At 44.5% G+C, this 24,131-nt stretch carries 18 protein-coding genes and 1 pseudogene; 18 read left to right on the forward strand and 1 reads right to left on the reverse strand.

The annotated features are described in order from the left end of the window. The first annotated feature begins 255 nt into the window (after positions 1–255). Entirely contained in the window at positions 256–765 is a 510-nt protein-coding gene (locus DXC01_RS14155; protein ID WP_158583637.1) for an alpha-L-rhamnosidase-related protein, read from the forward strand. Between the two features lie 77 nt (positions 766–842). Here the strand turns inward: DXC01_RS14155 and DXC01_RS14160 are convergent. Beyond that, positions 843–1,448: pseudogene (locus tag DXC01_RS14160) on the reverse strand (transposase); the annotation flags it as partial. Between the two features lie 257 nt (positions 1,449–1,705). On the opposite strand from DXC01_RS14160, the gene DXC01_RS14165 reads away from it, so the two are divergent. The 17 genes from DXC01_RS14165 (at position 1,706) to DXC01_RS14245 (ending at position 24,104) form a co-directional block, all read left to right on the forward strand. Then, a complete protein-coding gene (locus DXC01_RS14165) occupies positions 1,706–2,956 on the forward strand; it encodes a serine hydrolase (RefSeq protein ID WP_118699132.1) in 1,251 nt (416 codons plus the stop codon). 207 nt (positions 2,957–3,163) lie between these two features. Next, positions 3,164–5,002, forward strand: coding sequence for a cache domain-containing sensor histidine kinase (locus tag DXC01_RS14170; RefSeq protein WP_118699133.1), 1,839 nt, complete (start codon positions 3,164–3,166; stop codon positions 5,000–5,002). After that, positions 4,992–6,596: a response regulator transcription factor gene (locus DXC01_RS14175; protein ID WP_243111628.1), complete on the forward strand. Its 1,605-nt coding sequence runs from the start codon at positions 4,992–4,994 to the stop codon at positions 6,594–6,596. Before DXC01_RS14170 ends, DXC01_RS14175 begins: the two co-directional genes overlap by 11 nt. Positions 6,597–6,742: 146 nt before the next feature. After that, positions 6,743–7,885: a sugar ABC transporter substrate-binding protein gene (locus DXC01_RS14180; RefSeq protein WP_022213650.1), complete on the forward strand. Its 1,143-nt coding sequence runs from the start codon at positions 6,743–6,745 to the stop codon at positions 7,883–7,885. Positions 7,886–8,037: 152 nt separating this feature from the next. Then, positions 8,038–8,976: an ABC transporter permease gene (locus tag DXC01_RS14185; RefSeq protein ID WP_022213651.1), complete on the forward strand. Its 939-nt coding sequence runs from the start codon at positions 8,038–8,040 to the stop codon at positions 8,974–8,976. Positions 8,977–8,986: 10 nt separating this feature from the next. Continuing rightward, complete coding sequence (locus DXC01_RS14190; protein WP_118252920.1) at positions 8,987–10,483, forward strand: sugar ABC transporter ATP-binding protein; 1,497 nt, start codon at positions 8,987–8,989, stop codon at positions 10,481–10,483. A 12-nt stretch (positions 10,484–10,495) separates the two neighbouring features. After that, the gene (locus tag DXC01_RS14195; protein ID WP_022213653.1) at positions 10,496–11,455 is read left to right on the forward strand and encodes an ABC transporter permease; all 960 of its coding nucleotides are present in this window, start codon (positions 10,496–10,498) and stop codon (positions 11,453–11,455) included. A gap of 97 nt (positions 11,456–11,552) precedes the next feature. Further along, the gene (locus tag DXC01_RS14200) at positions 11,553–11,987 is read left to right on the forward strand and encodes a DUF1700 domain-containing protein (RefSeq protein WP_118252919.1); all 435 of its coding nucleotides are present in this window, start codon (positions 11,553–11,555) and stop codon (positions 11,985–11,987) included. A 162-nt stretch (positions 11,988–12,149) separates the two neighbouring features. After that, entirely contained in the window at positions 12,150–13,793 is a 1,644-nt protein-coding gene (locus DXC01_RS14205) for a response regulator (RefSeq protein WP_118699135.1), read from the forward strand. Beyond that, positions 13,790–15,217 carry a sensor histidine kinase gene (locus tag DXC01_RS14210; protein ID WP_118699136.1) on the forward strand — a complete coding sequence of 476 codons (1,428 nt, stop codon included), beginning with the start codon at positions 13,790–13,792 and terminating at the stop codon, positions 15,215–15,217. The genes DXC01_RS14205 and DXC01_RS14210 overlap by 4 nt, the downstream gene beginning before the upstream one ends. Before the next feature lie 149 nt (positions 15,218–15,366). After that, the gene (locus tag DXC01_RS14215) at positions 15,367–16,410 is read left to right on the forward strand and encodes an ABC transporter substrate-binding protein (RefSeq protein ID WP_022213657.1); all 1,044 of its coding nucleotides are present in this window, start codon (positions 15,367–15,369) and stop codon (positions 16,408–16,410) included. Positions 16,411–16,566: 156 nt separating this feature from the next. Continuing rightward, positions 16,567–18,090: a sugar ABC transporter ATP-binding protein gene (locus DXC01_RS14220; RefSeq protein WP_022213658.1), complete on the forward strand. Its 1,524-nt coding sequence runs from the start codon at positions 16,567–16,569 to the stop codon at positions 18,088–18,090. Beyond that, positions 18,087–19,145, forward strand: coding sequence for an ABC transporter permease (locus tag DXC01_RS14225; protein WP_022213659.1), 1,059 nt, complete (start codon positions 18,087–18,089; stop codon positions 19,143–19,145). The genes DXC01_RS14220 and DXC01_RS14225 overlap by 4 nt, the downstream gene beginning before the upstream one ends. Then, a complete protein-coding gene (locus tag DXC01_RS14230) occupies positions 19,145–20,155 on the forward strand; it encodes an ABC transporter permease subunit (protein WP_022213660.1) in 1,011 nt (336 codons plus the stop codon). The genes DXC01_RS14225 and DXC01_RS14230 overlap by 1 nt, the downstream gene beginning before the upstream one ends. A gap of 48 nt (positions 20,156–20,203) precedes the next feature. Continuing rightward, positions 20,204–21,703 (forward strand): L-arabinose isomerase, encoded by a 1,500-nt coding sequence (gene araA / locus DXC01_RS14235; RefSeq protein ID WP_118699137.1) that lies wholly within the window; start codon positions 20,204–20,206, stop codon positions 21,701–21,703. Between the two features lie 39 nt (positions 21,704–21,742). Continuing rightward, positions 21,743–23,341 (forward strand): xylulokinase, encoded by a 1,599-nt coding sequence (locus tag DXC01_RS14240; RefSeq protein WP_118699138.1) that lies wholly within the window; start codon positions 21,743–21,745, stop codon positions 23,339–23,341. A gap of 67 nt (positions 23,342–23,408) precedes the next feature. Further along, positions 23,409–24,104, forward strand: a complete 696-nt coding sequence (locus tag DXC01_RS14245) for an L-ribulose-5-phosphate 4-epimerase (RefSeq protein WP_022213663.1) — start codon at positions 23,409–23,411, stop codon at positions 24,102–24,104. The last annotated feature ends 27 nt before the right edge of the window (positions 24,105–24,131 follow it).

Genomic DNA, 24,131 nt, shown 5'->3' on the forward strand with positions numbered 1-24,131 from the left:
CCTAAAGCGTCCGGAAGCACGCGACTTCAGTCGTGTGAGGATAGAGTTGTTGATTCACTTAAGGCAGAAAGAACAAAGTAAAGAAAGCCCTGTCAGACAGAAAACAGGAAATAAATGAATGCAGCTTAAACAAAGATTTTGATACAAACGATCACACGAAAGGAACATAAACAAATGAAATTTCTCGAAAATTCAAACTGAATCTGGATCCCGTCAGATACAGAAGAAATCGTAGAGATCAGTGCCGGTGAAGAGATGACAGGCTACATTTCTCTCGTTTTATCCGCAGGAAAAAGTGCAGATATTACCCTGACCTATGCAGAAGCTTATGTGCAGGAAGAGCATGTCGGACAGGATCATGTGGCACTCAAAAAAGATCGTCTGGATCAGAAAAACGGACATCTGGAAGGCTATCAGGACAATTATCATGCAGCAGGTCTGGGAACACAGGATGATCCGGAAATCTACGAGCCATTCTGGTTCCGTACTTTCCGTTTTGTACAGCTTCACATCAAAACAGGAGCAGAGCCGCTTACATTACAGCGCTTTGATTATCAGGAAACAGGATATCCTCTGGAAGTAAGTACCAGTGTAAAAACCTCTGACGAAAGCCTCTCAGATATCTGGGAGATCAGCGAGAGAACGCTGCGAAGATGCATGCACGAGACTTATGAGGACTGCCCATATTACGAGCAGCTGCAGTATGTGATGGATTCCAGAACACAGATTCTGTATACTTATCCTGAATTATTCATGAGCATATAAGAATGCTCAATACTGCAAAGCCTTGAAACAGTTTCCTTGAATTCAATCGAATCATCCCCCAAAATGTACAGACTACCCCTTGCAGCAATCTTTATCAGCTTTAAGCGAATGGTGTCCACCTGTTGCTTCCGCATACTGGCTGGCAGTACCAGTCGCCTGAACCAATTGAATAGGTTGTAGGCAAGCATATGAAGTCTCATACGGTTTGCATTTACTATTTTGGAATGACTGCTGACAGCAGCAAAGTCAAATCCACTTTTGCTTTCCTTAATGAAGTTTTCCATCTTGCCCCTGCCACAATAAAACTGGATGATCTGATAAGGTTCCATATCCATGTTTGTAACAATAAAAGTGTACATGTGTGTCAGCTGTCCGTACGGTTTCTCAATTTTGAAAACTACACGTCTTGGATATTTCCATGAGCCTGCCTGATACATAAATTCGCCATAAGTTACTGCAGAGATGATCTGATAGATCATCTGTAATAAGTTTTCATGGTCTTTGTGAAACCGGATAGACTTATCATTGGTTTTAAACTTCTTTTTGATCAGCTTTGTAAAGCCGATCTTTGCAGCGAATTCTTTTATCAAAAGAAGACCTGCATCGGAGGATAGATCACCTCCATCAAAATTTATTTTAATTTGCCTATTGCTTTGAAGTGAAAAGGTGTTTACAATACTCATAAAGGGCTCCTTTGTTTGGGATTGTTAAGACTTTGAACACCTTAATTTTACCACAAATGGATGCTCTTTTTTCATTCACTTAATAAGTGAAAAGCAATGTGCAATTAAAATACAGTAACTATGTGGCTTTCAGCCACTTTCACGACAAAGCCGTGAATAATTCAGGATAAAATAACATCTGCCAAAATTCAAGCTGGAAAAAAATGTATTTTCGTGCTAGAATTTTGGCAGATTTATTTATATAAGGAGAGGATCAAATGAAAAAGAAACAGAATCTACTGCTTTTAATTCTGGCTGTCTTGTTTGTATCTCTGTTTGGTGGAAGTACAGCAGTATCAGCAGCATCTTCGTTTCCACGGCTGCAGGCGGTCTCGTCTGGAGAGATTGTCAGCAAGAATAATAATCTGTATTATCGTTATGGCCAGAGAAATTACGCCAGAAACAAATATCTGAGGATCAAAGGAAAGAACTATTACTTTGACAGTTCAGGAAAAGCCTGGTATGGAATGCATACGATTAACGGCAGGAAGTATTATTTCGGAACCCGTTCAGAGGGATATATGTACAGAAGCCGCCTGTTCCGCTACAATAAGAATTATTATTATGCGAATCAGAAGGGAATTCTTGTTACCAGTGGCTGGTATACGCTTCCTTCCGGGAAAAAATATTATTTTGACTCTGCTGGCAGGGCATACACCGGAAAAAGAACGATCAACAAGACTACTTATTATTTTGACAGCAATGGTTCACTGAACCATTCAGGTCTGTATTATGATCTGGCATCGGACTGTGCACTTCTTATCAATGCCGATACAGGAAAAGTTTTGTACGCAAAGAACGAAAACCTCCGGCATGCAAATGCCAGTACCACCAAGATCATGACCTGCATCCTTGCTCTTGAGAACAGTAAAATGAACGAAACTGTGAAATTTTCTGCCAGAGCAACAGCACTGGAACCAACGAAATTATACGCCAGAACAGGCGAAACATTTTATATGAGGGATCTTCTTTATTCTCTTATGGTTCCTTCTCATAACGATACCGCGGCAGCAATCGCAGAGCATATCAGTGGTTCACAAAGTAAATTTGTCAGTCTTATGAATAAGAAAGCGGCGCAGCTTGGCTGTACTGACACGCATTTTGCAACACCAAATGGTCTTGATGCCGGTTACACTCATTATACAACCGCGTCTGACCTTGCTAAAATTGCGCGTTACGCGATTAAGAAACCTGCATTCAGAAAAATCATCAGCACCAAAAGTTACTCCTTCAGGAGTCTTAATACAAATCGCCGTTTTACCGTAAGTACTACAAATGCCCTCCTTGGAAATATGCCGGGTGTGATCGGCATGAAAACAGGATATACCAATAAAGCCGGACATTGTTTCGTGGGTCTGTGCCAGTCCCAGAAGGGAAATACATATATTTCTGTTGTTCTGGGTGGACCGAACTCCAATGTACGCTGGAGAGATTCCAGGATACTTCTCAATTACGCATATAAACACTGAAAAATAAAAAACACAGGATCGGACTTTCAGTCAGTATCAGATAAAAGATACTGACTGGAAGTCCGATTTTGTTTTTGGCAGAAATAAAAAAACCAACTTTATTCGTAAGAATCTGTATTTACCTGAAAAAACGCCATGCTTATAATTATTAACAATAGAAGAATTTCAGAAAAATCACACCTAATTTTGTATGAAAAGGAAACATATATGGATCATAAAAAATTTACCATGCGTAATGCACTGCTTGTCTTCTGTATTACGAGTGTGGTATTTGCACTTCTTTTGCAGACTTTTTTGTTTCATCAGACACTCAGGCGGCAGATCAGGGCGGAGAGTATTTCGGATCATGAGATCTCGCTCAACAAGATGCAGACAGACATCGCGTCTTTTGTTCATAATGTACGTACCGAAATGCTGACGATCTACAGTGAGCAGGATCTGATCAGTGATCTTCGGTCAGCGGCAGAAGAAGGAACCAGCCTCAAGGATTATTACTGGAGGAGCTGGTATTTTGCCAGAAAGCGTTTTACGAAAGAAGATCAGCTTCTTGCCCTGTATCTGTACGATACACAGGACAAAGTTGTCAGCGCCTACCGATATAATGCGTCTTCTTTTCCAAGAGATCTGTATCAGACGGAATATGATTCCAATACAGAAAGGCTCTATGATTATGTGCATGATAAACGGACAGACTTTATGATCTCCGGCTATTACAATCCCATTGCAAAACGAAATGTGGTCCGCCTGGTGCTGAAACTTCACAATTATGATGAGGAAAGAGAAAATATCGGATATCTGGTATGTGATATCAACAGTTCTGCATTTACGTCGATCATGTCCAAGTATGTCGATGTAGAACAGGTCTGTCTGTGGCTTCAGCCTGTAGGAGACCAGGTGATAGCCAAAACAGGACAGGCTTCTGTATCACAGAAAAGAATCCAGAAACAGCTTGCAAAAGTGGTCGAAAATTATTACAACTCAGATCAGCTTGAACAGGAATATGATGGAAATTATCTGATACAGGTTTCACAGGAAGACTATAATCTGGAAGCATTTGTCCTGGTATCACAGTCTCTTTTGACAGCAACACAGAAGTCGCTGATACGGACACTTCTGATCATTATGGCAGGCATGATCGGCGCGATCGTTCTGCTTGTATTTATGTTGTCCAGATGGATGACCAAACCGGTAGAAGAAATGAGAAATACCATTGTCCGTATCAAAAACGGAGAGTCATCTCTGCGTGTAAGTCCGGTCGGATGGTCAGAAGAACTGACAGTACTTGGAACAGAATTTAACGAAATGCTGGATCGTATCCAGGCGATGGCAGAAGAAGAACTTCAGAATAAGATGCTGGTGGAGAGGACAGAGTTCAAAATGTTCCAGGCACAGATCAATCCACATTTTCTGTATAACACATTAAATACCATGAGTGGGATTGCGAATGCACAGAACTGTCTTCTCGTAAGCGGAATCTGTCATTCTCTGTCGGCGATTTTCCGCTACAGCCTGAACATGACGGATGAGCTTTCTACCATTCAGAATGAGATGGACCATGTCCGTAATTATCTTTATGTCATGGATGTGCGGAATGGATCTTCGGTGGCATATGAATATCAGATCGACAATGCAACACTGAAGGACAGACTTCCAAGGATCTGCCTTCAGCCGGTGGTGGAGAATGCGCTTACACACGGACTCAGAAATACCAGGCGAAAAGACAAGAAGCTTCTGATCCGCTCCGAGCATATCGGAGAAAATCTTGTGGTCACAATCTCAGATAATGGTACAGGAATGGATGCGGAGGCCATGAATATACTTCTTGAGAAAAATGACCGGAAACGTGTGGAGGCAGGCGTTTCCATCGGAATCCTGAATGTAAATGCACGATTGAAACAGTTATTTGGACCGGAATATGGGCTGTGGATCGAAAGTCAGGCCGGAGAGGGGACAACGGTCACGATCACAGTTCCGATCGTTTCCAGTGAGGAAGAGAATGGGGAAAATATAACAGGAGGTGCCCATTGTGAAAAAGATGAAATATAAAGTACTGGCAGCGGATGATGAGTACTGGAGCAGGGAAAATCTCCGAAGTCTGATCTCATGGGAGGACTATTCTATTGAATTTCTGGATCCTGCCTGTGACGGCGAAGAAGTACTGGAACGTATTGAAGAAGAAAAACCGGATATTATCCTGACAGACATCAATATGCCGTTCTTAAGCGGTCTGGAACTTCTGCAGAAGCTTCAGACAGAACATCCGGAGATCATTACGATCGCAGTGAGCGGATACGATGATTTTGACAAAGTAAAAGGTGTTTTTGTCTCAGGGGGACTGGACTATATTCTCAAACCGGTAGGAAAAGAGGAACTTGTAAAGATCCTCACCAAAGCTCTTGGAATCCTGGAAGAAAGAGAGATGGCGCGAAAACACAAAGAAACAAACCAGATCCAGGAACACAAAATCTCCTCTTTTCTGGAGGACAGTGAATATTCTGCACTGCTGTCAGGAAAGTTGTACGGACAGTTCACAGCACAGCCGCACGTTTCTTCGACAAAAGAATTTTCCGGTGTGGCAGCCCTGCTGGTGAAATTTTATAATATTGCGGAGATCGCAGAGAAGTTTGAATACGATAATCTGCAGATGTCGTTAAGCATCAAGACAAGGCTCAGAAATCTGACCGGCTGCAATGCCGAGGCCATTATTTTTAACAACTGCAATAAAATGAGTGAATTTCTTATCTTTACTTCCTATAGAATCAACTCACTCAGGATCCTGGCAGAAAACATCCTTGAAGAATTTCCGCTGGATGAGTATGGCCCTGTTTCTGTGATCCTTCATGAACAGACAGGATCTCTGGACGACATTGGAAGTATGTACAGAGATATGGTTGCCGTTCTGGTGACACGGCCTTTTACACACAGTCATTGTATTCTGGCATGTTCGCAGGAGGAAGGCAGTCAGTCCGTAGGAAAAACGGTGTCCCATCGAATTGAAGAAGAAGTGTACCATCTTTTGAATACGGGACAGAAGAGTGATACGGCAAAACTGATCTTTCGAACCTGTGATTTTAAACACTGTGACAATGGAGAATGGTCCTTCCTTGATGTCAAACAGTATGTAAGGAGGATCACGGGAATTCTTTACCGTTACGTACAGGAACAGCATCCGGAGCTCACCGCGCAGGCAGAAGAAGCGATGGATGACATTGATTATTATATGAAATGTCTGGATGCACCTTCTGTTATGGCATCGATCAGGATCCTGCTGGACAGCCTGTGGGAAAACAATCCGGACAAAAACAGCACGGATTCTGCGGGAAGTCAGGTGGAGCAGATCCGTCAGTATATACTGACTTCTTACCATGAGAATATCACATTGACGGCACTTGCCGCAGCGTATCATATGGATGCGAGCTATCTTTCCAGGATGTTCAGCCAGACTTACGGAGAGACCATCATTGCCTGTCTTACCAGAGTCCGGATGGAACAGGCAATCCGTCTCATGGAGGATGAAGAGAAGAAACTGGAGACGATCTCTTTCCTGGTCGGTTATGATGATTACAACTATTTCAGCCGTGTTTTCCGCAAAAAAGTAGGAGTAAGTCCGAGAGAGTACCGCAATAATATGTACAAATAGGTCAAAAATGTGCAACAAAAAAATCCAAATATGTCCTAACTGAACAAAGCCAGAGTATGTTTTAATAAAATCACAACGAAGCCAGATACGGAAACGGAACGAAAAACATACTCTGGCTCAAAAATTTTAAGGAGGGTTTTTACAAGATGAAAAAAAGAATGAAAAAGTTGGTTGCTATCGCAGCAACAGCAGCAATGGTCGCTTCTGTACCAGCAAGTGCAGTGACAACTTACGCAGCAGGAGATGACATTACGATCGGTGTTTCTATCTGGAGTTCCACAGACGTACTTGGAAGCCAGTGCAAAAAGATCATCGACAAAGCAGCTGCAGCACTGGATGTAAATGTAATGTATGTAGACCAGGGACATGTATCAGAGCAGGTTACAGCTTCTGTTGAACAGCTCTGTGCAGCAGGATGCGACGGTATCGTGATCTGTAACTCCGCTGATTCAGAAATGACTTCTGCAATCCAGACATGCGAAGCAAACCAGGTTTATCTGACACAGTTCTTCCGTATCATTTCCGAAGAAAACAGCCCGGAAGTATACCAGACAGCATGCAATTCCCCATACTATCTTGGTGCAGTACACGAAGATGAGGTTACAAACGGATATACACTTGTAAATCTGCTTCTTGAAAATGGCGACAGAAACATCGGACTGGAAGCATGGACCGTTGGTGATGCTACATTCCAGCAGAGATGGACAGGATACAAGAAAGCAGTTGATGAATGGAACGAAGCAAACCCGGATGATCAGGCAACTATGACAGAGCCTGTATATGCAAATACTTCTTCTGAAGAAGGCGCTGCAGCAGCTCTTTCTCTGTACAACTCCAATCCTGATATGGATGCCCTGATCGTTGCAGGCGGCGGCGGTGACCCACTGGTTGGTTCCATCGGTGCTCTGGCAAACGAAGGACTTACAGGCAAAATCGATGTTGTTTCCACAGACTTCCTTGATGACCTGAAAGAACAGCTCGAATCTGGCGGAATGTTTGCAGAATCAGGCGGACATTTCTGTGACCCGTTATTTGCATTCCTTATGACTTACAATGCAGTAAAAGGCAACTATACAAAAGACGAAGGTTCCTTCGGATATGAGATCGAATTCCCATACCTGTATGTATCTTCTCCAGACGACTATGAAAACTATCAGAAATACTTCGTTGACGATGATCCGTACACAGACGAAGAAATCGTTGAGATGGCTGGATACAGCTTCGATGATCTGAACAAAGCAGCAACATCACTTTCCATCGACGACGTTATTTCCCGTCACAGCAACTAAATGACACGACTCCAAAAATCTGCTGCCTTCTTTCCAGGAGGCAGCAATTTAAAAAGAAGCAGTAATATGCGCCCGCCAAAAGCAAAAGACCAACCGTAAGGAGTGTTGGCCTCCTGCTTCTGGCGGGCGAAGAAATGAATAGGAGAATGGTTATGAAAAAACTCAAACAAAGCCAGTATTATGGAATTGGCATTCTGGTACTTATGCTTGTAGTTTTCTGGGCAGTGTTCAAGGTACTTGCTCCAACTACCTTCGGTTCCCCGGACAAACTGGCAACTTATATGAAATCAGCCCTGATCTATGCAGTAGGCGGCTGCGGTCTTTATTTTATCTGCGTTATGGGACCTTTTGATATGAGTGTTGGTGCAAATATCGTACTTTCCTCTATTATTGCATGCAACGCAAGCGTGAAATTCGGCTATGCCGGTCTTGTCATCGCGCCTCTGATCTGCGGTACGATCATCGGTCTGATCAACGGAATCGTCTATATCAAATTACATATTTCTTCCCTGATCGTTACCTGTGCGCTTTCACTGATCTATGAAGCACTGAGCGTTTATGCGACGAATGGAAAGAATGTAATCCTCGCAACAGAATACAGAGCTTTTGGTGATTATCCGGTAAACCTGATCCTTGCGCTGATCGCATATTGTCTCTGTGCATTTATTCTGAAATATACCAAGATCGGTACTTATACCTATGCGATCGGAAGCAACGAAGTTGTTGCAAAGAACATGGGTGTAAATGTTTCCAAATATAAGATCGTGGCATTTACACTTGCCGGATTTTTCTTCGGACTTCAGGCAATCCTGACGATCAGCTTTGGTACTTCCATGACATCTGCTTCCAACCTTTCTTCTATGAGCCGTAACTTTACTCCTCTGATGGGAACTTTCTTCGGACTGGCATTTAAGAAATATGGTCACCCGGTAGTGGCAATTGTAATTGGTGAGATGATCATTCAGCTTATGTTCAATGGATTTGTTGCACTTGGTGCTCCGACTACGATCCAGAATGTGGTTACCGGAGCTGCCCTGCTTCTGATCGTTGCACTGACGACCAAGCCGGTCAAAGGTCTTGTAGTGAAATAGGAGGACGATTATGGGTGAGATATTATTAAGAGCAGAAAATATTGATAAACATTTTGGCATCACACATGCCCTGGACAACGTTTCCTTTACCTTCGAAAAAGGCGAGATCCATGCACTGATCGGTGAAAATGGTTCCGGTAAATCCACACTTACTTCCTGTCTGACAGGTATCTATCAGAAGGATTCCGGTAAATTTATCCTGGAAGGCAAGGAGATCACAGCTACAAACCAGGTAGAGGCAAATCATCAGGGAGTTGCGATCATCGTACAGGAGATCGGAACACTTTCCGGTCTGACAGTAGCAGAAAACATTTTTCTTGGAAACGAAGATAAATTTACAAGACACGGCATCAAGAACACAGCAGCCATGAACAAACAGGCACAGGAATATCTGGACAGCTATGGCTTCAACTACATTGATGCGACCAAAGTTATCGACGATTATAACTTCGAGGACAGAAAGCTGGTTGAGATCGTAAAGGCAACTTATTTCAATCCGAAGGTTCTGGTAGTTGATGAGACAACGACAGCACTTGGACAGAAAGGCCGTGAGGAACTGTTCAAAGTAATGCACAGAGTTCGTGATACAGGAAACTGCGTGATCTTTATTTCTCATGATCTGGAAGAAGTCATCGAGCAGTCTGATAACATCAGTGTTCTCCGCGACGGTGTAAAGATCGGTTCCATCAGCAAACAGGAAGCGACACCGGACAGACTGAAGGCCCTTATGGTTGGACGTGAGATCGGTGATAACTATTACCGTACCGATTATGGCGAAGAAATTTCAAAAGAAGTTGTTCTTTCCGCAAAGAATGTTACTGTCAAAGGCCAGATCGAAGATCTGAACCTGGAACTTCACAAGGGAGAGATCCTTGGAATCGGCGGACTTTCTGAATGCGGTATGCACGAAGTAGGAAAAGCACTTTTTGGTGCATCTTATTTCCGTCAGGGAACTGTAACTTTGGGAGACGGTACTCCGATCAATTCTATTCCGGATGCGATCAAACACAGCATTGCCTATGCATCCAAGGACAGAGATAATGAATCCCTTGTCATTAACGATACGATCGGAAACAATATCTGTCTGCCATCCCTGGAAGACCTCAAGACAAACGGGCTTCTCCGCGGTAAGGCAATGAAAGAGTTTGCCAATAAATATGCAAAACAGATGAGTACCAAAATGACGGGAGTTGACCAGTTTGTTTCCGCACTTTCCGGTGGTAATAAACAGAAGGTTGTTCTTGCACGCTGGGTCGGCAAGGATTCAGATCTGATCATCCTTGATTCCCCTACCCGTGGTATTGATGTCAAGGTAAAAGCAGATATCTATGCCATGATGAACGATATGAGAAAAAATGGAAAATCCATCATAATGATCTCAGAGGAGATCATGGAGCTTCTTGGTATGGCTGACCGTATCCTTATCATGAAAGACGGTAAGATCAATGGTGAATTTTTCCGCTCTCCGGATCTGAAAGATACAGATCTGATTGACAATATGATTTAAGGGGGTAAAAAAATGGATACAACAAAAAAATCATCTGAACAAGTACCATTTCTGGAACGTCCCATTGTGCGTACGATCCTTCCTATCGCGGGATTTGTTATTATCTGTGTATTATTTGCAGTTCTGACTGACGGAAGACTGTTTCAGCCGAAAAACCTTTCACTGCTCCTCAGCCAGTCTTATATGCTTCTGATCTCATCAATCGGTGTATTTATGGTCATGACCATGGGTGGTCTTGACTTTTCACAGGGCTCCATGCTTGGTGTGGCTTCCATCGTAGTATGCTGGCTGTCTCATTACAACATGGTCCTGGCAGCACTTGGTGGAATTGTAACCGGCGGTCTGATCGGACTGATCAATGGATACTTTAATGTAAAGAGAAAGATCACAAGTTTTATCGTTACGATCTGTACCATGTATCTGTTCCGTGGAGTCTGCGCTTATGCAACAACAAATTCTCCGGTTTATGCAGTAAGTGATATTTCCAAATACAATACACTGCCATTTATGCTGACCTTCACAGTTATCATCTTTGTAGCTGCATATCTTATCTTTACATATACAGGTCTTGGATACAGACTCAAAGCGATCGGTGCAGGAGAGACTGCAGCGAGATATGCAGGTATCCGCGTAGAACGTACCAAGATTCTTATTTTCATGGCAGCAGGATGCATCACAGGCCTGGCAGCATTTGTAAATGCGATCAAGGTTGGATCTGTAACATCCACAGCAGGAAACCAGCTTGAGACACAGATCATGATCGCTCTGGTACTTGGTGGAATGCCTGTCAATGGTGGTGCAAAAGTAAAATTCTACAATATCATACTTGGTGTTATGACTTACAAAGTTCTTTCCAGTGGTCTGGTCATGCTGATGATGCCGACACAGCTTCAGCAGCTGATCCTTGGTGTGATCTTCCTGATCGAAGTTGCACTGTTCAGTGACAGAAAGACTGGTATGATCGTTAAATAAGCGGTTTTATGAAAATTTAATACTTCAATATCTTTGCCTGACAGTATATGTGTGGTAAAATGGTCACAATATCTACCGATGTATATGGAGAAATGCTATGGACAAAAATGAATTTCTTGATATTTTACGTAGTCAGCTTTCCGGACAGATGCCGGAGGGACAGATCAATACACATATCCAGTATTATCGCAATTATATTGAAGAGAGGATGCAGTCAGGCAACAGTGAGTCTGAGGTGATGAGAGAACTGGGAGATCCCAGACTGATCGCAAGGACGCTTCTGGATACAGAGACGGGGGCGAATGCACCGTATTCGGACGCAGGTTCTGCTTATGAACAGAAATCCGGCAGTGAGCGTGTGAAACAGAAGTCATTCAAACTGGACTTTTCGACCTGGTATGGCAAGTTGCTCGCGATCCTGATCGCTGCGATCGTTCTGGTCATCCTGTTTGTATTGCTTGGAATCCTTATTCCGATCATGGTGATCGCAGGAATCATTATTTATCTGGTGCGTTTTCGCCCCAGACAATAACTTACAAATTTACAGATAGGCAGTAAAACGGAGAAAATGAAACTTCCGTTTTACTGCCTGTTTTTTGGGTAAAAATCCAACTTGTCTGAAAATAGCACAACTGGTATAGTATATATCAAAAGATTTACTTGACAATACGAGACATAAAAAAGGGGTGGAGAGATGTTAAAGATTTTTCTGGCAGAAGATGAGGTGATCGTTCGGGAAACGATCAAGAGGATGATCCCATGGGAGGATCTGGGGTTTGAACTTGTTGGCGAGGCTGCGGATGGAGAGATGGCACTGCCGCTTCTGCTCCGACAGAAGCCGGATCTTCTGATCACGGACATCAAGATGCCGTTCATGGACGGGCTGACACTGGCAAAAGTGGCAAAGAAAGAAATCCCGGGACTCAAGGTTGTGATCCTGAGCGGCTATGATGATTTCAATTATGCGAAACAGGCGATCAACATCGGAGTGGAGGATTATCTGCTCAAACCGATCACAAAGAATGCACTGATTGAACGGCTTACCGAGATCCGAAGCCGTTATGAGCATGAAAAGACGCAGAAAGAATACTACGAGAAGTTCCACAGAGAAATGCAGGCATATGAGAAGAACAGCAGCCGGGATTTCTTTGAGGCACTTGTAAGTGGTTCTATGGATATGATGGAGATCTATCGAAGGTCTGAGAAACTGGGGCTGGACATTGTGGCAGAAGCCTACAATGTTCTGATCTTTACGATGAACTGCGAGGAAGATTTTTCCGGACAGAGAGAAGGTTATTCCGAGTGGGAGGCAGAATCGCTAAAACTGCTGGAGGAATTTTTCTCCGAAAATACTTCGGCAATGCTGTTCCGCTGCAATATTTTTTCCTATGGTGTCCTGATAAAAGGACAGAAAGAGACTATCGGAGAAAATACCAGAAGCTGTGTGAGCGAGATCCAGAGGATCCTTGATCGCAAAGAACAAAAAAGACAGTGGTTTGTTGCGGCCGGCGAGCCGGTAGAGCGCTTAAGCCAGATCCAGAAAAGCTATTACAGCGCATCGAGAGCTTTTTCACAGAGATATCTGTATGATGAAAATATCCTGTACTATGATGAGATGGCATCCATGGAGAAAAAGAATGTAACAGAGGATGACAGCACCTATCTCCAGAAAGTAGATGTCAATGCACTGAATCCGGCGATCCTTCAGAAATTCCTGAGCAACGGACTTCTGGAAGAAACAGAGAACTTTGTAAAGGATTATTTTTATGCGATCGGGCAGGAACCGCTGGAGTCACTTGTTTTTCGTAACTATGTGACGTTGAATGTTCGCTTTTCTGTTATGTCTTTCCTCAAGGAGATCGGATGTGACACCAGAACTCTGGAGCAGGAAGATACAGAGGATGTGCTTTCAGAAAGCAGTAAAAGCCTGGAGAATGCGATTGCCTATGCGGAAAAAATAATCTCCCAGGCGATTGCGCTCCGCGATCAGAATTCCGGAAACAAAAACCGCAGCATTCTGAAGACAGCGGTTGATTTTATCGACAGTCACTACATGGAAGAGGATATGTCCCTGAATAAAGCGGCAAACGCTGCAAATGTCAGCGCGAACCATTTCAGTGCCCTGTTCAGCCAGAACATGGGTCAGACATTCATCGAATATCTCACGAATCTGCGCATGAACAAAGCCAAGGAATACCTGCGGTGCACGAGTATGCGATCCAGTGAGATCGCGGGTGAGATTGGTTACAAAGATGCACACTATTTCAGCTACCTGTTCAAAAAGACACAGGGAATGACACCAAGCGACTACCGTAAAGCGCGGGAGGATAAGGCATGAGGTCAGGTACAAAGAAGCGGATGGAACTGGAAGAACGTATGCGAAAAGTCCTTTTCAGTACTATGATCCCAATGGCGTGTCTGATGATCATTCTGCTTTTTATTTTCTGGCAGTATACAGGACAGTACAATAAGCTTTCGGAGAACCTGGCGGTCAGCAGTGAATTCAATCTCCGTTTTAAGGATGATCTGGATCTGGAAATGTACTATATCGCGATCGGTTCCAAGGAGAGCAGCAATCTGGAGGATGTTCTTGAGCAGGTGGAAGATGCGCAGGAGATCATGCAGAAACTGCGAAGGAATACTTATAATAATAATGGGGTTAAATCCCTGAACAGCCTTGATTCGTACCTGGAGAATCTCAGGCAGAGAATGCTCCAGCTTGTAGAGATCAAGGAATATGACAAGCGGATGGAATTCATGGACAGTAACATCCGTATCATCACAGGTCTGATCATGCAGGAGATGCAGAATTATATCTATAATGAATCCATGTATCTTGTACAAGTAGAAAAAAGCCTGACACATAGAGTGAAGCTCCTGATCTCCGGGATGGCGGTGCTTCTGATCGCGACACTTGGGATTCTTATGCGGCGTTCCTTCCGTCTGACAGATGGGATCATCCAGCCGGTAAATATTATGCTTGATAAGGTCAAAAAAGTCGGCAGAGGCAAATTCGACATGATCCCGATCGAGGCTGAAATAGAGGAGATCGAAGAACTGGATGAGGGCATCAACAAGATGGCACGAAAGATCAGTGCTCTTCTGGAAAATGTCCGTCAGGAAAAAGAAATGCAGCACCTGACAGAATTACAGCTGATCCAGGCACAGGTAAATCCGCACTTTCTGTACAATACCCTGGACACGATCGTCTGGCTGATCGAGGGCGGGATGACAGACGATGCGGTGGAGATGATCTCCAGCCTTTCTATTTTTTTCCGTACTTCACTTTCCAAAGGAAACGATATCATCCCGCTCTCGGAAGAAGAACGTCATACATTGAGTTATCTGGAGATCCAGCAGTACCGCTACCGGGATATCCTGGAATTTGAGATCAATATACCAAAAGAACTCAGCGGGATCCCGGTTCCGAAGCTTTCCATCCAGCCGCTGGCTGAGAATGCACTTTATCACGGGATCAAGAACCGCCGCGGCAAAGGCAAAATCCTGATCGAAGGAAGGGAAGAAGAGGATGCACTTGTCCTTACGGTCAGCGACAACGGTCAGGGAATGACACCGGAGCGCCTTCATGAAGTACAGGAGGCGATCCGGACCGGGGAACGTGCCGGATTTGGTCTTGCGGCGGTTGCGGAACGAATCGCACTGTACTACGGACCGGGTTATGGAATGAAGATTTTCTCCGAAGAAGGCAAGGGAACTACTGTAGAAATACGCCTTGGAAAAAATATTCAACCAAAATCGTAAAAAAATCAACTTCCGGGATATCGTTGTATAAAAACGAATAAAAGAGTACCCTTTTTTCCGAAAATAATCCATGGAGTTTTTTTCTGAAATTGCTATAATAAAACCATCTTAAAAAACGCGAAAAACAAATGTAAAGGGAGGATTACAAAATGAAGAAAAAAATGGTGACCGCACTCTTAGCAGTATCTATGTTAGCAGGACTTTCTGCAGTGAACGTTATGGCAGCGGATGATGGCGGCGACACGATCACAGTTGGTTTTTCACAGGTAGGTGCAGAATCTGACTGGCGTACTGCAAACACAGAGTCCATGAAATCCACTTTCTCAGAAGAGAACGGATATGAGCTGATCTTTGACGATGCGCAGCAGAAACAGGAAAATCAGCTGACAGCGATCCGTAACTTTATCCAGCAGGAAGTTGACTATATCGTACTTGCACCTGTAACTGAGACAGGTTGGGACACAGTACTTCAGGAAGCAAAAGACGCAGGAATCCCGGTTATCATCGTTGACCGTATGGTAGATGTATCTGACGACAGCCTCTACACCGCATGGGTAGGATCAAACTTCAAACTGGAAGGTCAGAAAGCAATGGCATGGCTGGATGCATATCTGGAAGCCAAAGGTCGTGGCGACGAAGAGATCAACCTTGTTGATATCCAGGGAACCATCGGAGCATCTGCTCAGATCGGACGTACCGAAGGATTTGACGAAGCTGTAGAAGCTCATGACAACTGGACAACACTTGCTCAGCAGTCTGGTGAGTTTACACAGGCTAAAGGACAGGAAGTTATGGAATCTATCCTGAAACAGAGCGGTGATGATATCGACGTTGTATATTGCGAGAACGATAACGAAGCATTCGGTGCTATCGATGCGATCAAAGCAGCTGGATACGAAGTAGGCGGCGAAGAAGGTCAGATTCTTGTAATGTCCTTCGATACTACAAACGCAGGTCTTACCCAGACACTTTCCGGAGAGATCACATGTGATACAGAGTGTAACCCGCTCCACGGACCACGTGTAGAAGAGATCATCCAGAAACTGGAAGCTGGCGAAGATGTTGACAAACAGGCATATGTAGATGAAGTTGCATTCGCAGCAGACGATACCGTAACAAAGGTTACTATCGATGGAACAGATTATGACATTACTCCGATCACTCAGGAAATCATCGACGGACGTGCATATTAATTATCAGTAAACTGAAATTTCCAACTGAAACGGATTATAAGAAATGAGCCCGGGGCGTGGAACAGGATCCAGATGAGATGGATTTTATGGGCCACGCCCCTTTTGCGCTCAAAAACAGGGAAAATCAAGGAAAAATAAGGGAATGGAGGAAAGAAAATGGAACAGAATATTGTTTTGGAAATGCGTGACATAAGTAAAAATTTCACCGGTGTCCGTGCTCTTTCCCATGTGGATTTTACACTTCGAAAAGGTGAGATCCATGCACTGATGGGAGAAAACGGAGCCGGAAAATCAACACTGATCAAAGTTCTGACCGGTGTACATGAATTCGAAAGCGGTTCCATTCATATGAATGGTGAAAATAAAGAGATTATCAATCACTCTCCACAGGAGGCACAGGCCAATGGCATCAGTACCGTGTATCAGGAAGTAAACCTCTGTCCGAACCTGACGGTGGCAGAAAATCTGTTTATTGGCCGTGAGCCTCGCAATAAGCTGGGAATGATCAACTGGAAAGAAATGAATGCACGTTCTGCGAAGCTTCTGGAAAGCCTGAACATCAATGTTCCGCCAACTCAGATGCTGGACGAGTGTTCGGTGGCGATTCAGCAGATGATCGCGATCGCACGTGCGGTTGATATGAAATGTAAGGTTCTGATTCTGGACGAGCCGACTTCCTCTCTGGATGATGAAGAAGTTGAGAAACTGTTTGTGCTGATGCGGAGACTTCGTGGCGAGGGAGTAGGAATTATCTTTGTAACCCATTTCCTGGAGCAGGTATATGCAGTCTGTGACAGGATCACAGTCCTTCGAAACGGTGAACTGGTAGGCGAATATGAAACAAAGGATCTTCCACGAGTTATGCTGGTTGCGAAGATGATGGGTAAAGATTTTGATGACCTGGCAGATATCAAGGGCGATCACAAAGATAAGAAAGCCTTCTCAGATACACCGGTAATCGAGGCGAGCGGACTTGGACATAAAGGAACGATCAAGCCGTTTGATCTCAAGATCAACAAAGGTGAGGTTATCGGACTTACCGGACTTCTTGGTTCTGGACGTTCCGAACTGGTTCGTTCCATCTACGGTGCGGACAAAGCCGATAGCGGTACACTCAAAGTAAATGGAAAAGAAGCAAAGATAGGCAGTCCTCTGGATGCCATGAAACTTGGTATGGCATATCTTCCAGAAGACCGTAAGGCAGAAGGAATCATCGCAGATCTTTCTGTAAGAGAAAATATCATCATCGCACTTCAGGCGAAGAAAGGTATGTTCCATCCGTTAAGCCGTAAAGAAATGGAAGAAGCAGCAGACAAATACATCGAAATGCTCCAGATCAAAACAGCGAGCCGCGAGACTCCTATCAAGAGTCTTTCCGGTGGTAATCAGCAGAAAGTTATCCTTGGCCGCTGGCTTCTGACAAATCCGGAATACCTGATCCTGGATGAGCCGACACGAGGCATTGATATCGGTACCAAGACAGAGATCCAGAAGATCGTTCTGGATCTGGCAGACCAGGGAATGGCAGTAACTTTCATTTCCTCAGAAGTAGAAGAAATGCTCCGTACCTGTTCAAGAATGGCAGTCCTTCGAGATGGCGAAAAAGTTGGAGAACTGGAAGAGAGCGAGCTTTCACAGGCTAACATCATGAAAGCGATTGCAGGAGGTGACGAGAAATGAGTAACAGCAAATTAAAAAAGATCACAAGCGCGAGACTTTTTCTTCCTATCGTGTGTCTGATCGCAGTTCTTCTGATCAATGTGATCAAGACTCCGGACTTCTTTAATATCACAATTCGAAATGGTGTCCTTTATGGATATGTTATCGACGTTATCAACCGTGCATCTGAGCTGGTAATCCTTGCAGTCGGCATGACACTTGTCACAGCGGCATCCGGTGGACAGGATATCAGTGTCGGTGCAGTCATGGCAGTTGCTGCAGCAGTTTGCTGCCAGATCTTATCCGGCGGTGCATCTTCTGTAACAGCATATCAGAATTCACTTGTTCTTGCAGTTATCGCAGCACTTCTTGCATCAGCACTGTGCGGTGCGTTCAATGGACTTCTGGTAGCGAAGCTTAACATTCAGCCGATGGTTGCAACCCTGATCCTTTATACAGCAGGCCGTGGTATTGCACAGCTTGTCACAAATGGTCAGATCACCTACATCCGTGTGGAATCTTTCCAGATGGCAGGTGGATATATCGGTAAATCACCGGTTCCGACTCCGGTACTCTTTGCGATCGTAACAGTAGTGATCGTAGCAATTATCCTTAAGAAAACAGCTCTTGGACTTTATATTGAGAGTGTAGGTATCAATGGAAAAGCAGCACGACTGGTAGGCCTTAATTCTACCATGATCAAGTTCCTGACCTATGTGATCTGTGGTGTCCTTGCCGGAATCGCCGGACTGGTAGCATCCAGCCGTATCTATTCCGCAGATGCAAATAACATCGGTCTGAACCTTGAGATGGATGCCATCCTTGCAGTTGCACTTGGCGGCAACTTCCTCGGTGGTGGTAAATTCAGCCTGATCGGTTCCGTGATCGGAGCTTATACCATTCAGGCACTGACAACAACTCTGTATGCAATGAATGTAAAAGCCGATCAGCTTCCTGTTTACAAAGCAATCGTCGTTATCATCATCGTTACCTTACAGAGTGATGTATTCAAGAAATTTGTAGAAAGCCACAGAAGCAAAAAAGTTTCCGTTGCAGCAGAGGGAGGTCAGAAATAATGAAACAGAAAAAGAAAATGACAAGTACCGGATTTCTGCTGCTGATCACGATCGTCCTGTTCTTTGTAATGTATGCAGCAGGTATGGTGATTTTTGCAGATAAAGGTTTTGCAAAACCACAGATGTTTCTGAATCTTTTTGTATCCAATGCAGGTCTTCTCGTTATTTCCTGTGGTCTGACGATCGTTATGATCACCGGTGGTATTGATATCTCCGTTGGTTCTGTAACAGCTCTTGTCTGCATGGTAATGGCAGACCTTATGGAAAACAAAGGCGTGAGTGCATATGTAGCAGTCCTTGCTGCACTTCTGATCGGCCTTGCTTTTGGTATCGTACAGGGATTTCTGGTAACTTACATGGGAATCCAGCCATTTATCGTAACACTTGCCGGCATGTTCTTCGGACGTGGTATGACAGCGATCATCAGTACAGACATGATCTCCATCAAAAACGAAGTATTCCTGAAATGGGCAAACTACCGTTTCTACATGCCATTTGGTTCTACAAACAAAAAAGGTAAATTTATCCCGGCGTACATCCCGCCGACAGTAGTGATCGCAATCATCGTAGTTCTCATTATCGCAGTGCTTCTGAAATATTTCAAATTCGGACGTAAACTGTATGCGATCGGTGGAAACAGACAGAGTGCCCTGATGATGGGACTTGATGTCAAGAAAACAATGTTCCGTGCTTATGTACTGGATGGCTTTCTTGCAGGACTTGGCGGATTCCTTTTCTGCCTCAACAGCTGTGCAGGCTTCGTAGAGCAGGCAAAAGGTCTTGAGATGGATGCGATCTCCTCAGCCGTTATCGGTGGAACACTTCTTTCCGGTGGTGTTGGAACTCCGATCGGTTCCATGTTTGGTGTACTGATCAAAGGAACGATCTCCAGTCTGATCACTGCACAGGGTACTTTATCAAGCTGGTGGGTACGAATCGTACTTTCCGCACTGCTCTGCTTCTTCATCGTGATCCAGTCTGTACTGGCATCTGCTAAGAAGAAAAAATAACAGGTTAATAATAAGATATAAGAAAAAATATATGGAGGTTTTTGAAGCATGATCACAGGTAAAAATTACAAATTCTGGTTTTGCACAGGTTCACAGGATCTTTACGGAGATGAGTGCTTAAGAAAAGTAGCAGAGCACTCCAGGATCATCGTAGAAGAACTGAACAAATCCGGCGTTCTTCCATTCGAACTGGTATGGAAACCGACACTGATCACAAACGAACTGATCCGTAAAACATTCAACGAGGCAAATGACGACGACGAATGCGCTGGTGTTATCACATGGATGCATACCTTCTCACCGGCAAAATCCTGGATCCTTGGTCTGAAAGAATACAGAAAACCGCTGTGCCATCTGCACACACAGTTTAATGAAGAAATCCCATATGACACGATCGACATGGATTTCATGAATGAGAACCAGTCTGCTCATGGTGGAAGAGAGTATGGACATATCGTTACCCGTATGGGAATCGAGAGAAAAGTCATCGTCGGACACTGGGCTGACAAGAAAGTACAGGAGAGACTGGCATCTTGGATGCGTACCGCAGTCGGAATCATGGAGAGCAGCCATATCCGTGTATGCCGTGTCGCTGATAACATGAGAAACGTAGCTGTTACCGAGGGCGATAAAGTAGAGGCACAGATCAAATTCGGATGGGAAGTTGACGCTTATCCGGTCAATGAAGTATGCGATTATGTGAAGGATGTTTCCAAAGGCGATATTGATGTTTTGGTTGAAGAATATTATAATAAATATGATATTCTTCTTGAGGGCAGAGACCCGGAAGAATTCAAACGTCATGTAGCAGTACAGGCAGCAATTGAGATCGGATTTGAGAGATTTCTGGAAGAAAAGAATTACCAGGCAGTTGTTACTCATTTCGGTGATCTTGGCGGCTTACAGCAGCTTCCGGGACTGGCAATGCAGCGCCTTATGGAGAAGGGATATGGATTCGGCGCAGAAGGTGACTGGAAGACAGCAGCAATGGTACGTCTGATGAAGATCATGACTGCAGACGTGAAGGATGCGAAGGGAACTTCTTTCATGGAAGATTATACATACAATCTTGTTCCAGGTAAGGAAGGCATTCTTCAGTCACATATGCTGGAAGTCTGCCCGACCATCGCTGATGGCAAGATCGGCATCAAGGTATGCCCGCTTTCCATGGGTGACAGAGAAGACCCGGCAAGACTTGTATTTACATCCAAGACAGGCCCGGCGATCGCAACTTCTCTGGTGGATCTTGGCGACAGATTCCGTCTGATCATCAATGATGTTGAGTGCAAGAAGACAGAGAAACCGATGCCGAAACTTCCGGTAGGAAGCGCATTCTGGATTCCACAGCCGGATCTGGCAACAGGAGCAGAGGCATGGATCCTCGCAGGCGGCGCTCATCATACTGCATTTTCTTATGACCTGACTGCTGAACAGATGGGTGACTGGGCAGCAGCAATGGGAATCGAAGCTGTCTACATTGACAAAGACACAACCATCCGCAACTTCAGGAATGAGCTGAGATGGAATGAACTTGCATTCAGAAAATAAGCGGATGTGACGAGTACAACATTCGGGAGGAATTTTATAATGAGTGAAGCAAAGACAGCTATTTTAAATAACAAAACAGCACTTGGAATAGAGTTCGGATCTACCAGGATCAAAGCGGTTCTGGTAGATGACAAATATAATCCGATTGCATCCGGAAGCTATGAGTGGGAGAACCGTTATGAAAATGGAGTATGGACCTACTCTCTGGATGATATCAGAAACGGTCTGCAGGGAAGCTACAGCGATCTGGTAAAGGATGTTCAGGAGAAATATGGAGTAGAGCTGACAAGTGTCGGTGCACTTGGAATCAGTGCCATGATGCATGGATATATGCCATTTGATAAGGGTGGAAAGCTTCTGGTTCCGTTCCGTACCTGGAGAAACAATATCACAGGAGAAGCTTCTGAGAAACTTCTGGAGCTTTTCCAGTACAATATCCCGCAGAGATGGAGCATCGCACATCTGTATCAGGCGATCCTGAACGGAGAAGAGCATGTGAAGGATATCGACTACATGTGCACACTGGAAGCTTATGTACACCGTATGCTGACAGGAAAACGTGTTCTTGGTATCGGTGATGCAGCAGGAATGTTCCCTGTTGATTCTGAGACAAAAGATTACAACCAGGAAATGGTTGAGAAATTTGACAAACTGGTAGAGCCTTACGGATTCCAGTGGAAACTCCGTGACATCATGCCGGAAGTCCTGGTCGCAGGACAGGATGCCGGAACCCTGACAGAAGAGGGCGCGAAGTTCCTTGATCCGTCAGGCAGGCTCAAAGCCGGAATCCCGATGTGCCCGCCGGAAGGTGACGCAGGAACCGGTATGGTAGCTACCAACAGCGTAAAACAGCGCACAGGAAACGTATCCGCAGGTACTTCCGTGTTTGCAATGATCGTTCTGGAAAAGGCACTTTCCAAACCATACAAAGAGATCGATATGGTAACTACACCGGCCGGTGATGCTGTTGCCATGGCACATTCCAACAACTGTACTTCTGACCTGAATGCATGGGTAAATGTATTTAAGGAATTTGCAGAAGCAATGGGAATGGAAGTGGATATGAACAAACTGTTCGGAACCCTTTACAACAAAGCACTGGAAGGTGATCCGGACTGCGGCGGACTTCTGTCCTACTGCTATTTCTCCGGAGAGCATATGACAGGATTCGAAGAAGGACGTCCGTTATTCGTTCGTTCTCCTGAAAGTAAATTCACACTTGCAAACTTTATGAGGACCAATCTTTACACCTGCCTTGGAGCAATGCGCGTGGGCTTAAACATCCTGATCGACCAGGAGCATGTCAAGATCGACAGACTCTTAGGACACGGCGGACTGTTCAAGACCAAAGGCGTCGGACAGCAGATCCTTGCGGACGCAGTGAATGCACCGGTATCTGTTATGTCAACCGCAGGTGAGGGCGGTGCATGGGGAATCGCACTTCTGGCTGCTTATCTTGTTGATAAGAAAGACGGAGAGACTCTGGATGAATTCCTGGACAACCGTGTATTTGCCGGAAATGAAGGAAGCACCCTCGATCCGAAACCGGAAGGTGTAGAAGGATTCAATAAGTTTATGGACAGATATCTCAAAGGCCTGCCGATCGAACGGGCAGCAGTAGAGTCCAAGATCTGGTAAGAATAAAAAGATAAAACGTAAGCTGCTGGAAACAACGGCTTACGTTTTGTGCAAAGGAGAGAAAATAATGCTTGAGAAATTAAAAGAAGAAGTATACAAAGCCAATATGGATCTTCCGAAATACGGACTGGTCACATTCACCTGGGGAAATGTCAGCGGCATTGACCGTGAAAAGGGATTGTTTGTCATCAAACCGAGCGGGGTAGATTATGATAAGCTCAGACCGGAAGATATGGTAGTTGTAGACCTTCAGGGAAACAAAGTAGAGGGTGAATATAATCCATCTTCCGATACAGCAACACATGTCGTTCTCTATAATGAATTCCCGAATATCGGAGGAATCGTACATACCCATTCTCCGTGGGCAACAAGCTGGGCACAGGCAGGAAGATCCATTCCATGCTACGGAACCACTCATGCAGACTACATCTACGGTGAAGTTCCATGTGTACGCAACCTGACAAAAGAAGAGATTGATGAAGCTTATGAGAAAAACACCGGCGTCCTGATTGCAGAATATTTCAAAAACAGCGACTACGAAGCAGTACCTGCAGTCCTCTGCAAGAACCACGGACCATTCACCTGGGGCAAGGATGCCCATGAAGCAGTCCACAACGCAGTTGTTCTTGAAGAAGTAGCCAAGATGGCATGCCGCTGCGAACAGATCAACCCACAGGTAAAACCGGCACCACAGGAATTACAGGATAAGCATTATTACCGCAAACATGGTGCAAATGCTTATTATGGACAGATTAAGAAATAAATAACCAGATAAAGCGAACGAGCTGGC

The sequence above is a fragment of the Blautia sp. OM07-19 genome, from assembly GCF_003481595.1.
GTDB lineage: Bacteria > Bacillota > Clostridia > Lachnospirales > Lachnospiraceae > Blautia_A > Blautia_A intestinihominis.

Excerpts from the sequence above, each read along its gene's own strand:
- DXC01_RS14155 (WP_158583637.1), top strand. The coding sequence starts at position 256 with ATGACAGGCTACATTTCTCTCGTTTTATCCGCAGGAAAAAGTGCAGAT.
- DXC01_RS14165 (WP_118699132.1), top strand. The coding sequence starts at position 1,706 with ATGAAAAAGAAACAGAATCTACTGCTTTTAATTCTGGCTGTCTTGTTT.
- DXC01_RS14170 (WP_118699133.1), top strand. The coding sequence starts at position 3,164 with ATGGATCATAAAAAATTTACCATGCGTAATGCACTGCTTGTCTTCTGT.
- DXC01_RS14175 (WP_243111628.1), top strand. The coding sequence starts at position 4,992 with ATGAAATATAAAGTACTGGCAGCGGATGATGAGTACTGGAGCAGGGAA.
- DXC01_RS14180 (WP_022213650.1), top strand. The coding sequence starts at position 6,743 with ATGAAAAAAAGAATGAAAAAGTTGGTTGCTATCGCAGCAACAGCAGCA.
- DXC01_RS14185 (WP_022213651.1), top strand. The coding sequence starts at position 8,038 with ATGAAAAAACTCAAACAAAGCCAGTATTATGGAATTGGCATTCTGGTA.
- DXC01_RS14190 (WP_118252920.1), top strand. The coding sequence starts at position 8,987 with ATGGGTGAGATATTATTAAGAGCAGAAAATATTGATAAACATTTTGGC.
- DXC01_RS14195 (WP_022213653.1), top strand. The coding sequence starts at position 10,496 with ATGGATACAACAAAAAAATCATCTGAACAAGTACCATTTCTGGAACGT.
- DXC01_RS14200 (WP_118252919.1), top strand. The coding sequence starts at position 11,553 with ATGGACAAAAATGAATTTCTTGATATTTTACGTAGTCAGCTTTCCGGA.
- DXC01_RS14205 (WP_118699135.1), top strand. The coding sequence starts at position 12,150 with ATGTTAAAGATTTTTCTGGCAGAAGATGAGGTGATCGTTCGGGAAACG.
- DXC01_RS14210 (WP_118699136.1), top strand. The coding sequence starts at position 13,790 with ATGAGGTCAGGTACAAAGAAGCGGATGGAACTGGAAGAACGTATGCGA.
- DXC01_RS14215 (WP_022213657.1), top strand. The coding sequence starts at position 15,367 with ATGAAGAAAAAAATGGTGACCGCACTCTTAGCAGTATCTATGTTAGCA.
- DXC01_RS14220 (WP_022213658.1), top strand. The coding sequence starts at position 16,567 with ATGGAACAGAATATTGTTTTGGAAATGCGTGACATAAGTAAAAATTTC.
- DXC01_RS14225 (WP_022213659.1), top strand. The coding sequence starts at position 18,087 with ATGAGTAACAGCAAATTAAAAAAGATCACAAGCGCGAGACTTTTTCTT.
- DXC01_RS14230 (WP_022213660.1), top strand. The coding sequence starts at position 19,145 with ATGAAACAGAAAAAGAAAATGACAAGTACCGGATTTCTGCTGCTGATC.
- araA (WP_118699137.1), top strand. The coding sequence starts at position 20,204 with ATGATCACAGGTAAAAATTACAAATTCTGGTTTTGCACAGGTTCACAG.
- DXC01_RS14240 (WP_118699138.1), top strand. The coding sequence starts at position 21,743 with ATGAGTGAAGCAAAGACAGCTATTTTAAATAACAAAACAGCACTTGGA.
- DXC01_RS14245 (WP_022213663.1), top strand. The coding sequence starts at position 23,409 with ATGCTTGAGAAATTAAAAGAAGAAGTATACAAAGCCAATATGGATCTT.